The sequence below is a fragment of the Rhodococcus sp. NPDC057014 genome (assembly GCF_042673295.1).
Classification (GTDB): Bacteria; Actinomycetota; Actinomycetes; order Mycobacteriales; family Mycobacteriaceae; genus Rhodococcus_F.
Genome location: NZ_JBHUSF010000318.1, coordinates 1 through 10532, shown reverse-complemented (window position 1 = coordinate 10532; position 10532 = coordinate 1). Strand labels below are relative to the sequence as shown.

The 10532-nt window shown below is 69.1% G+C and carries 10 protein-coding genes; 1 reads left to right on the top strand and 9 read right to left on the bottom strand.

Annotated elements, in window-relative coordinates; all coding sequences use genetic code 11:
* Window positions 1-31 precede the first annotated feature (31 nt).
* From ACFTZB_RS37470 to ACFTZB_RS37455, 4 genes are all read right to left on the bottom strand, one after another.
* Window positions 32-1192, bottom strand: a complete 1161-nt coding sequence (locus ACFTZB_RS37470; protein ID WP_378439722.1) for an acyl-CoA dehydrogenase family protein — start codon at window positions 1190-1192, stop codon at window positions 32-34.
* A 79-nt stretch (window positions 1193-1271) separates the two neighbouring features.
* On the bottom strand, window positions 1272-2705 hold the full coding sequence (locus ACFTZB_RS37465; RefSeq protein WP_378439719.1) for an aldehyde dehydrogenase family protein: 1434 nt from the start codon (window positions 2703-2705) through the stop codon (window positions 1272-1274).
* Window positions 2702-2836: a hypothetical protein gene (locus ACFTZB_RS37460; RefSeq protein WP_378439717.1), complete on the bottom strand. Its 135-nt coding sequence runs from the start codon at window positions 2834-2836 to the stop codon at window positions 2702-2704. Before ACFTZB_RS37460 ends, ACFTZB_RS37465 begins: the two co-directional genes overlap by 4 nt.
* Before the next feature lie 35 nt (window positions 2837-2871).
* Window positions 2872-4935, bottom strand: a complete 2064-nt coding sequence (locus ACFTZB_RS37455) for an acetate--CoA ligase family protein (RefSeq protein WP_378439715.1) — start codon at window positions 4933-4935, stop codon at window positions 2872-2874.
* A gap of 230 nt (window positions 4936-5165) precedes the next feature.
* On the opposite strand from ACFTZB_RS37455, the gene ACFTZB_RS37450 reads away from it, so the two are divergent.
* Window positions 5166-6653: an APC family permease gene (locus tag ACFTZB_RS37450; protein WP_378439713.1), complete on the top strand. Its 1488-nt coding sequence runs from the start codon at window positions 5166-5168 to the stop codon at window positions 6651-6653.
* Window positions 6654-6728: 75 nt separating this feature from the next.
* On the opposite strand, the gene ACFTZB_RS37445 is transcribed toward ACFTZB_RS37450, so the two are convergent.
* The 5 genes from ACFTZB_RS37445 to ACFTZB_RS37425 form a co-directional block, all read right to left on the bottom strand.
* The gene (locus ACFTZB_RS37445; protein ID WP_378439711.1) at window positions 6729-7322 is read right to left on the bottom strand and encodes a TetR/AcrR family transcriptional regulator; all 594 of its coding nucleotides are present in this window, start codon (window positions 7320-7322) and stop codon (window positions 6729-6731) included.
* A complete protein-coding gene (locus ACFTZB_RS37440) occupies window positions 7319-8536 on the bottom strand; it encodes a cytochrome P450 (RefSeq protein WP_378439709.1) in 1218 nt (405 codons plus the stop codon). Before ACFTZB_RS37440 ends, ACFTZB_RS37445 begins: the two co-directional genes overlap by 4 nt.
* A 52-nt stretch (window positions 8537-8588) precedes the next feature.
* Window positions 8589-8975 carry a hypothetical protein gene (locus ACFTZB_RS37435; RefSeq protein WP_378439707.1) on the bottom strand — a complete coding sequence of 129 codons (387 nt, stop codon included), beginning with the start codon at window positions 8973-8975 and terminating at the stop codon, window positions 8589-8591.
* 43 nt (window positions 8976-9018) lie between these two features.
* Complete coding sequence (locus ACFTZB_RS37430) at window positions 9019-9582, bottom strand: hypothetical protein (RefSeq protein WP_378439705.1); 564 nt, start codon at window positions 9580-9582, stop codon at window positions 9019-9021.
* A gap of 263 nt (window positions 9583-9845) precedes the next feature.
* Window positions 9846-10481 carry a DUF2461 domain-containing protein gene (locus tag ACFTZB_RS37425; RefSeq protein ID WP_378439703.1) on the bottom strand — a complete coding sequence of 212 codons (636 nt, stop codon included), beginning with the start codon at window positions 10479-10481 and terminating at the stop codon, window positions 9846-9848.
* Between the last annotated feature and the right edge of the window lie 51 nt (window positions 10482-10532).

Here is a 10532-nt window from a genome sequence, read left to right as displayed (position 1 = left end):
CGGTGTGTCCGCCGCCGCGCACCCACGTCGCTCAGTCCAGGTTCCGGGAAATGACGAGCTTCATGATGTCGGACGTGCCTTCCTCGATCTCCTCCAGTTTGACGTCGCGCATCCACTGCTCGACGGGGTACTCGCGGGAATACCCCCACCCGCCGAGCGTCTGCACCGCAGCGTGCGTGACGAACATGGCGGTCTCGGACGCCGTCAGTTTCGCCATGGCGGCGATGCCCCGGGCGTTTCCGCCGCTGTCGATGATGCGGGCGGCGTGATGGACCAGGAGCCGGGCGGATTCGATCCGCGTCGCCATGTCCGCAAGCCGGAACGCGACCGCCTGGTGCTCGATGATCGGCACCCCGAACTGCTTGCGCGTCTTGGCGTAGTCGAGGGCGTACTCGTAGGCGGCGCGGGCGGCGCCGACGGCGGCCGCCCCGAGCACGACACGGGAGATGTCGAACGTGCCCATCAGGCCGTAGAAGCCCTGCCCTTCGGCGCCGAGACGATTCTCCTCGGGGACGAACACGTTGTCGAAGAAGATCTCCCGGCACACGATGGCGCGCTGCCCCATCTTCTTCATCGGCTCACCGAACGTCATTCCCTCGGCGCCCTTCTCGATCAGGAACGCGGACACGCCGCCGGACCGCTGGGTGCGGTCGGTCTTCGCGAACACGACGTAGAACTGGGCGGCACCCGCATTCGAGATCCACGCCTTCTGCCCGTTGAGGCGGTAGCCGCCGTCGATGCGCTCCGCGGTGGTGACGATCGATGCCGCATCCGAACCGGATCCCGGTTCGGTGGTGGCCAGCGAGGTCATCGGGGCGTTCGGTCCGGTGAGGGGGCCGAGCCACTGCTTCTTCTGCTCCTCGGTGCCGAGGACCATGATCGGGTCGGAGAAGAAGCCGTTGGAGCACACGAGGTTCCCGATGCCGGGATCGCCCCAGCACAGTTCCTCCTGCACCAGGCACTGGGTGAAGACGTCGCCCATGCCGCCTCCGCCGAACTCCTCGGGGATCATGAAGTCGGTGATGCCCACCGCGGCGGCCTTGGCGAAGATGTCGACGGGTGTCACGACATCCGCCTCGTCGACCTCCCGGCCGCGGGGCCGGATCTCCTTCTGCGCGAAGTCGCGGCACAGCTCGACGATCTGCTTCTGCTCGTCGGTCAGGGGCCAGGCGGGGATGTTGGTGGTGGTCATATGCTGTTCCTTCGCTTCCAATGCGGTTGTGCCGGTGCGGGACTGTGGTGTGCGGGTGGTGCCGTGCGGGTGCGTCGGGTCAGCGCTGCACCGCCGTCAGTTCGGTGAACTCCTCGACGCCGAACCGGCCGAGTTCCCGGCCGAGGCCGGACGATTTCCAGCCCCCGAACGGGGCCTCGGGGTTGAACGGGGCGCCGTTGACGTCGACCTGACCGGTGTCCATCCGCGCCGCGACGCCCAGTGCCCGGTCCGGGTCGGCCGACCACACGGCGCCGCCGAGCCCGTAGTCGCTGTCGTTGGCGAGCCGGACCGCGTCGTCGTCGCCGTCGTGGGGGAGGACGACCAGCACGGGTCCGAAGATCTCCTCCCGCACGATCGGGTCGCGCGGCCCGACGTCGGCGAGCACGGTCGGCCGCAGGTAGTGGCCGGTCTCGAGGCCGGCAGGCACGCCGGTACCTCCCGCGGCCAGGCGCGCCCCGCCGGCGACCGCCGCGTCGACGGACTCCGCGATCGATCGCCGCTGCGCAGCCGAGATCACCGGCCCGAGTTGCGTCGAGCGGTCCCGGGGATCGCCCACCCGCAACGCGCCGGCATGGTCGGCGGCGAGTGCGACCGCCTCCTCGTAGCATGCACGCGGCACGAGCAGACGAGTCCACGCGCTGCACGTCTGACCCGAGTTGAGCATGGCCGCGTCGACGGTCGCGGTGACCGCTTCCGGGAGCGGGGCATCGCCCAGCACCACGGACGCCGACTTGCCGCCGAGTTCGAGGCACGCCCGTGTCAGGGATTCCGCGGCGGAGTGGGCGACGGCCCTGCCGACAGCGGTCGAGCCGGTGAACGACACCACGTCGACACCGGGATGCGCGGCAAGCGCGGCTCCCACCGTGCGGCCGCGGCCCGGCACCAGGTTCACGACCCCCGGCGGAAGTCCGGCGTCGAGTACGGCGTCAGCGAACAGATACGTGGACAGCGGGGTGAGTTCGGCCGGTTTCACGACGGTGGTGCAGCCCGCCGCGAGAGCAGCGCCCACCTTGGCCACGAGCTGGTAGAAGGGATAGTTCCACGGGGTGATGCACGCGACGACACCCGCGGGGCGCCGCAACAGCAGCGTCCGGCCCAACCGTTCCTGGAACGGAAGGTCCCTGGCGAGCCGGGCATACGACGCGAGGATCTCGATACCGAGGTCGATGTGCGCTTCCTCGGCCACAGTGACGGGGGCACCCACTTCGGCGACGGTGGTGTCGACGAGGAGTTGCCTCCGCGCGCGCAGTCGGTCGCACAGCTCTTCCAGGAGCTTCGCGCGATCCTCGGGAGTGCGTGCACCCCAGACTGTTCCAGCGGCGCGTGCCGCCGCGACGGCTGCGTCGACGTGATCGACACCGGCCGACGCGGACCGGCCGATCACCGACTCGGTGGCCGGGTCGTGCACCAGCGTGTACTCGGTGACGGGAATCCAGTTCCCGCCGACGAGGATCGAGTCGCGGTCCCAGGTGGTGTGCATCGTGGTGGTCATCGGGCCGCCGCTCGCGAATCCGTGTACACGGACTTGCCGAGCCAGTGGCCGCCGTCGGTGCCGACGGCGACGCGGCCGCGGAATTCGTCGACAGTGTTCGGGACGAGGCCGGGGGAGCGGGTCTCGGTCATCGCAGTGTTCTCCTGTGCTGTCGCAGGATGTGGACTCACGGGGCAGGGGCCGGTTCGGCGGCCACGACGAGCGCGTCGACGGTGAGCGCGCCGTCCGGGGCGACGCGGACCGGATTCAACTCGATCTCGGCGATGTCGGTCCGTTCCGTGATCAACCGGGACACCCGCGTGATCACGCCGACCAGGCTGTCGACGGATGCCGCGGGGCGTCCCCGCCAGCCGCGCAGAAGCGGCATGCAGCGGAGGCGTTCGAGCATCGCGAGGGCACTCTCGGGTCCGACGGGTGCCACTTCCAGGGCGATGTCCTGCAACACTTCGGTTTCGGTGCCGCCTGCCCCCACCACGATCACCGGGCCGAGGTCGGGATCACGGCGTGCGCCGACGAGGATCTCCACGGTTCCCGACCGGGTGTCCTGCTCCTCGAGCACGTAGTCGCCGTCGCCGAGCCGGGCATGCATGTCGTCGAAACTGCGCACCAGGTGCTGGGTGCCGGCGATGCCGACCGCAACCCCTCCGGCCTCGCTCTTGTGCTCGAGCCAGCTCGCCTTGAGGACCCACGGTGCCCGCAGGCGGCCGGCCAGTTCGACGGCCTCCTCCCGGGTGCGGACGACCCCGCCGTCCGGGAAGTCGACGCCCAGTTCGGCGAGGAGTTCCCGCGCCGCCCAGTAGCCGGGTCGGAGCGGTCCCTGCGGAACAGTCTCGGAGGGGGCCTGATTCGGTGGAACCGGCGGTCGCAGGCGGGACAGTCCGGCCAGCGCGCGACTCGCGGAATCGATCGTGTCGAACACGGGTACGCCGTGCCGCCACAGTACCTGTGCCGTGCTCGATTCCGGGGCCATGGTGTGGACGACGACGGGTTTGCCCGTCTCCGCGGACGCCCGCCCGATCCGTTCCGCGACGGCCGCTTCGCGTTCGGCGAGCGCGGGTGCGTCCCGGGCGTAGCAGCCGAAGTAGCCGGTGAGCACCACGGCGTCCGACTCGTCGGCAGAAAGGAGACATTCGACGACGTCCGCGTAACTTCCCAGGTCCTGTTCCCCGGCCCCGGCGAGATCCACCGGATTGCTGCTGGCGGCACCGGACGGCAGCCGCCCGGCAAGGGATTCGGTGAGCGCCTGCGAGAGTCCGGGGACGGTCAGCGTGTTCGCGCTCGTCACGTCCGCGGCGACGGCGCACTGCCCGCCGCTGTCGCCGACGATGGCGACGCGGTCGCCTGCCGGGACGGTGGTGGCCAGGAATGCCCTTGCGACGGTGACCAGTTCGTCAGGGGTGCTCACGCGGAGCACGCCCGCCGCCCGGCAGGCGGCGTCGACGACGTCCAGGGCGGAGGTGAGTGAGCCCGTGTGGGACCGGGCCAGTCGCGTGCTCGCGGCACTGGCGCCGACCGTCAGCAGCAGGGTCGGCTTTCCGGTGTCGCGCAGGGCACGCAACGTCCGGAACAGGGATTCACCGTCGCGGAAACTTTCGAGGTACAGGGCGATCACGCGCGTCGGGTCGTGGTTGCCGAGGTCGGCGAGCAGTTCGGCGGCAGTGACGTCGGACTGGTTCCCGATGGAGACGAACCGGGACACACCCACGCCGTGCCGGGCGCCGAGTGCGGCGAGTTCGGAGCCGAGTTGTCCGCTCTGCGAGATGATCGCGAGCGGCCCGGGTGTGAACCGTCCCCATGCCAGCGAGAGGTCGGTGGCGCTGTCGTAGATGCCGAGACTGTTGGTGCCGACGAGTCGCGCTCCGGCACTGCGGATCCGGCTCGCGAGTTCGGCTTCGTCGGTGACGCCGGCAGTGACGCCGAGGAATCCGCGGACGCCGAGAGCGAGGGCCTCGTCCACCACGTCCGAGACGAACGGCGCGGGCACGCAGAGCGCGACGAGGTCTGGGACGTCGGGCAGGGCCGACAGAGTGGGATGGCATGCGTGGTCCAGGAGGGTGTCGGTTCTCCTGTTGACCAGATGGACCCGGCGGCGGTGCTCGCCGGTCAGGGCGCCGCTCGCCAGCCAGTAACCCCACTTCGCGGGGTCGGCGGAGGCGCCGACGACGGCTACCGAGGCAGGGTCGGAGAACGCGCTCAGTTGTGTGACGGACTCGGCCACCACAGTGGTCATAGGGGATTCTCCTCGATCTCACGTTGCTGCCGATCGGAAAATAGATAACTGGCTCATCAGTCAATTTAGATTGTGGCGGCACTCACAGGGGCTGTCAACCCGCCTTCCTGACGTCGCTCGGGGCGTGATGCGCTCTTGACATCGGGTGTGATCGCCCTCACGATGATTCATAACTGGCCCACCAGCCAACTATTCGACACTCTCTGTCCTGTCATCCGCGAGGAGCATTCATGAAGACTGTGCACGATGGATCGACCACGGAGGACACGATGACGTCCTCGGCGGAAACCAACGCCGAGGCCGGTCAACTGCCGCGCGGAATCCTCCCGACGTGGGCAGTGTTCGGCGTCTCGCTCGGCATTCTGGCGCCCGCGTCGACGCTGGCCCTCGCCATCGGTGTCGTCGTCACCATCGCCGGCAACCTCAGCTGGATCACGTGGGCCGTGACCTCGGTACTGGTCCTCGGATTCGCCGGGGGCATCGGCTGGCTGGCCAAACGCTTCACCACCACCGGAGGGACGTATGGACTCGCGGCCCGCGCGGCAGGCAAACCGGCCGGATTCTTCGTCATGGTCACCCACCTCGCGTCGTCACTCGTCGCGGGACCCGCGTGCGTGATCGGCTCGGCGATCTACCTCGACGCGTTCCTCCAGAAGGTGGGTCTGCCCGCGAGCACGTGGACGCTCGGCATCTGCGCCGGGGCCGTCGCGGTCGCGGTGACGGCCCTGAATCTCCGCGAGGTGAAGCTGTCCGCGAAGCTGCTGCTGGTCATCGAATTCTTCACCGTGGCGGTGATCGTGGTGCTCCTGATCGTGGTCCTCGCGAACTCCGACACCGGTCCGATCGACAGCCGGCAGTTCGACTTCCACGGCTTCAGCGCCACCGCGATCCTCGCGACCGCCGGCTTCTCCGTGTTCTCCCTCGCCGGATTCGACCACGCCGCCACGCTGGGCCGCGAGGCGCGTCATCCCAAGCGGGCCATCAGCTTCGCCGTCGTCGGCTCGGTCCTGGCCTGCGGGGTGCTCTACATCGTCGCCACCTACATCATCGTGCTCGGCTTCCGCGGGTTGCCGATCGACAACATGAACGCACCCCTCGACACCCTGGCGGAGCACAACGGCGTCGGGTGGCTCGGCTACCTCATCGACATCGGTGTCGCCGTCAGCTTCTTCGGGTCCACCCTCGGGGTCATGGCAGGCACCAGCCGGACCGTGTACACCCTGGCCCGCGACGGTCTGCTGCCCGCTCGCCTCGGCAAGGTCAGTGCCGGCCACGGAACTCCCGTCGGTGCGGTGACGACCCTCGGCGTCATCTACCTGGTGGCCGGGCTCCTCGGCGTGCTGGTGACGACGGCGGAGACGTCGTACGGTCTGCTCGGGACGTACGCCGGGTACATGCTGATCGCCGCATACGGTCTCACTGCACTGGCGGCCGGCTACTGCGCGGTCCGGTCGCGGTCGCTGCGGCTGGGTATCGGGCTCGCGACCGTGCTCGCCGCGATCGGGTCCGTGCTCGTGTACTGGTACAGCTTCAACCCGTTCCCGTCCGGAGCGCGGGGCGTGGTCGCGTGGATCTTCTTCGCGACCGCACTCGGCTACCTCGCCCTGTACTGCTACCTGCGGCTCCGCAAGCCGCTGGTCCTCGCGCGGATCGGTGAATCCGACCGGAAGACGACTCTCGAGGTCGACGCGGACGAGCGGGCCGCGGCGACGCGCTGACCCCCACGTGAGTGGCGTGGTGTGCCGCCGCACGCTTTGCCGCTCACCTGCCCGGCGAACGGGACGCTCCTCGCGTCAGATCGAACGAGCGTCCCGTTCGTCGGCGTCGTGTGCGGTGAGTGCCGGGGCGACGAACTGCTCGAGCATGGTGCGTTCGTCGGTGTCGTCGATGCCCGGGACGGTGAGAAGCGAGACGATGATCCGGACGAGCCACCGAGCCTTCCGGGACGTCTCCTCTCCGGTGAACCCCGCCCGCCCCAGGAAGGCGGCGCCCAGCGACTCGATGACGTCCGACGAGTGCGCGATCTGCGCGGCGAGGCCCGAGTCGCCGAGCTGAAACCACGCGGCCAGCGCGGGGTCGGCGCGCACCAGCCGGACCGCTGCCAGCATCGCCTCCACGATCACGTCCGTCGGGCCGGCGGTCGCGGACACCTCCTCCGCGACCAGTGCGCCGATGCGCCGGGCCTCGCGGTGGACGAACGCCAGCTGCAGTGCCTGCCTGCTGTCGAAGTAGCGGTACAGCGTGGCGCGGGAACACCCGGCCGCCCGGGCGACGTCGGCCATGCCGACAGCGGTGATGCCCTTCTCGACGTACAGCTGGGCGGCGACGTCGAGGATGCGCTCGGCGGCGATCCGGGGGCGTTCGTCGCGCATCCAGTCGGCGTTCATTCGCGCACCCGGAACGGGATGCTCGTCGGGCGGCGCACGTAGTTTCCCTCGGCGTAGACGACGGCGTCGACGTCGACGGTGAAGTCGGGGCAGCGGGCCAGCAGTTCTTCCAGCGCGACCCGGGCCTGCATCCGGGCCGCGGCCGCACCCAGGCAGTGATGGGCGCCGTGACTGAACGTGAGGATCTGCGTCGGTCTGCGGCGCACGTCCAGCTCCTCCGAATCCGGTCCGAACCGGCGCGGGTCGCGGTTCGCGGAGCCGTACAGCAGGAACACCTTCCGGCCCTCGGGGACGACGGCGCCTTCGATCTCGACGTCGCGGGTCGCCGTGCGGGCCAGACCCTGAACGGGGGCCGTGAGCCGCAGCAGTTCCTCGACGGCGTCGCCGACGAGCTCCGGGTGGTCGATCAGGTCGCGCCGCTGATCGCGATGTTCGGTGAGCAACTGGACTGCGCCGCCGAGCATCCCGGTGGTCGTGTCGTTGCCGCCGGTGACCATCGTGAACGCGAAACCGAGGACGGAGAGCAGTCCGGCGAGATCGCCGTCGGCCCCCATTCCGCTCGCGACGAGGTGCGAGACGGTGTCGTCACCGGGGTCGGTGCGCCGCCGCTCGATCAGTCCGCCGAAGTAGCCCATCAGGTCGGTGACCGCACCCGTCGCCTGCAGCGTGTCACCCTGAGCGTTGGCCGCGACGATCGCGTCGGTCCAGCCGTCGAATTGCGCCCGGTCCTCCTCGGGGACGCCGAGGTAGTGGGCGACGACCATGCTCGGCAGCGGCTTGAACAGCTCCGTCACGACGTCGCCCTCGCCGGCTTCCCGCAGGCGTTCGAGGCGTTCCACCACGAACGACCGGACCTCCGGTTCGACGGCGGTGACCTGTCGCGGGGTGAATCCCTTCGACACGAGACGGCGGAACGCGGTGTGGTCGGGCGGATCGAGCATCACCAGCGGCGGATTGTCCTGCAGGCCGATCTTCTCGAGCTCGCCGTACGTGGTGGTGAGGCCGGCGGCGGACGAGAACGTCTCGGCGTCCCGGGCCGCCGCGTAGACGTCGGCGTGCCGGGACAACACCCAGTAGTCGTTCCCGGGTGCGTCCTCGGGGACGACGTGATGGACGGGGTCGTTTTCGCGCAGGGCGGCGTACATCTGCCACGGGGCGCGCCACGTGGGTCCGGACCTCGGCACGAACGAGACGCTCGACACATGTGCGGTCATGTATCGATGGTGAGACACATCGGTATAAGTGTCAATGGGCGGCGTGGGACGCCTAGCCGAACAGGGCGAACGCCACCACGGCGAGGATCAGCACGAGTACCGGGGTGAGAATGAGCAGCAGCCCGAGCAAACCGGGATTCTTCACCGGCCGATGGTCGATGGCGCCCTTGCTGAAACTGCTGAACGGCGACGCGTAGTACACCGGGGGCGCCGGGTGGTATCTGTTGTCGACGGTGATCTGCGCCTTGCCCTGCTCCCAGATCCACGGGACGGCGATCTCGATGTGATGCACACCGGGAGGCGCCGGAATGACGTTGTGACCCCACCGAAGCGGCACGGGAAAGCCGTTGATCCGGGCGTTGGGCGTCACCAGCATCGGGCCCATCGGCGGTTTCTTCGCGTCGATGACCAGCGCGGTGGAAGAGGAGACGGGCTGCACGAAGGGCGACGGTATCACCCTGCGGCAGCCCGGAAGATGTGGCCTACTGGCCGGCTGCGATCCGGGCCTTCTCCAGTGCCGCGAGGGTGCGGAGCACGGTGGCGCGCTGCTTCTCGAGGTCGCTGATCCGGGCGCGCGCGGCGAGGCCGGCGGGCTCGCCGATCAGATTCATCTGCGCGTCGATCGCCGAGAGCTGATCGAGCAGACCGGTGACGCGCGATTCGAGCGCGGCGACGTCGACGGCGTCGGTGCGCACCGGAGCCACCGGCGGCGTGGCCGACGTGCGGGACGCGCTCGGGCGGGACGGCGTGGTGGCCGACGACGTTCCCGAATGGGCGGTGCTGCGCGGCTCCGACACCACGCTGGCAGCCCGGGGACGGAGCGCCTTGCGCACGGCGGCCGGGTCCGGGAGTTCCGCGAGCTTCGTCTCGTTGAGGTCGCGGCGCGCGTCGCGGGCGTTGACGCGGTGCTCGCGCTCCTCGTCGTCGTCGGACTGCAACGTGCCGCCGAGCGGACGCAGACCGTACATGCCCAGGAAGCGGCGGGCCTCGTCGATGACCGTTTCCTTCTCGCGGCAAGTGCCACACCGAGGTTCGTTACGGAACATCTCGACTGCGTTGTCGTCTCCGCACCATACGCACGCCCCCGGCGACCAGCGCCGGACGTTTCGAATTGCAGCGATATCGATAGGGCCGGAGAGAGTCTGCGCGTCGATCACGACGAGCCACAGTAGGGGAATTCGCGCGTGTGAGTCACATCGCCGTAAGTACGACCTGCGGTTCTGCGGCCCAGCGTGACGAAGATCATGCCAACGCCCGAAAATGCCGAGGAAACGCTGTGTGCCACACATGTTTTCCCGACCGGTAAGTTTTATTCTCCGGCGCCGATCACCGTGGTCAGCCAGTCGACGAGCGGGCGCATCGAACGCCAGGCCGTGCGCACTTCGTCAGCGGCGCGGGGTGTTTCGATCCAGTCGGGGGAGAGATAGCTGCGGCTGGCGGTGAGCGATTTGTGCCGCATCAGGTCGAGGCGCGGGTGGTCCTCGGCGACACCACGGGGACGCGTCTTGAGCGTGTCGCCGCCGATCTCGAACCCCGACGACCGGACCTTCTTCACGAGCCGGACGAGTTCGCGACCTTTGCGGTCGTCGTCGACGGCGTCACGGTAGCGGCCGACCTGCAGCGGGGTATGGGAGTAGAAGCCGCCCGCGACGAACAGCCCGGCGGCATCGATCTGCACGTAGTAGCCAACGCCGGGACGGGTCTCGACGAATCCGCCCTGATGGGTCTTGTAGGGCGTCTTGTCCTTCGAGAACCGGACGTCGCGGTAGGGGCGAAACACCTTGCCCGCGCCGAACTCCGATTCGAGTTCCGCCAGCAGGGCGGTCATGGGGGCGCGCACCGAGTCGTCGTAGACGGATTTGTGCGCGGTCCAGAAACTCTTGCTGTTGTCTGCCTCGAGGTCCTCGTAGAAGTCGAGCGCAGCGGTGGGGATCCCGGTGAACACACGGGCAAGGCTACGCCTGTGAGTGGTTGACGAGTCTCTGGACTCGTCAAC

Coding starts and splice junctions, on each gene's coding strand:
- ACFTZB_RS37470 (WP_378439722.1), bottom strand. CDS start 1,192: ATGACCACCACCAACATCCCCGCCTGGCCCCTGACCGACGAGCAGAAG.
- ACFTZB_RS37465 (WP_378439719.1), bottom strand. CDS start 2,705: ATGACCACCACGATGCACACCACCTGGGACCGCGACTCGATCCTCGTC.
- ACFTZB_RS37460 (WP_378439717.1), bottom strand. CDS start 2,836: ATGACCGAGACCCGCTCCCCCGGCCTCGTCCCGAACACTGTCGACGAA.
- ACFTZB_RS37455 (WP_378439715.1), bottom strand. CDS start 4,935: ATGACCACTGTGGTGGCCGAGTCCGTCACACAACTGAGCGCGTTCTCC.
- ACFTZB_RS37450 (WP_378439713.1), top strand. CDS start 5,166: ATGAAGACTGTGCACGATGGATCGACCACGGAGGACACGATGACGTCC.
- ACFTZB_RS37445 (WP_378439711.1), bottom strand. CDS start 7,322: ATGAACGCCGACTGGATGCGCGACGAACGCCCCCGGATCGCCGCCGAG.
- ACFTZB_RS37440 (WP_378439709.1), bottom strand. CDS start 8,536: ATGACCGCACATGTGTCGAGCGTCTCGTTCGTGCCGAGGTCCGGACCC.
- ACFTZB_RS37430 (WP_378439705.1), bottom strand. CDS start 9,582: ATGTTCCGTAACGAACCTCGGTGTGGCACTTGCCGCGAGAAGGAAACG.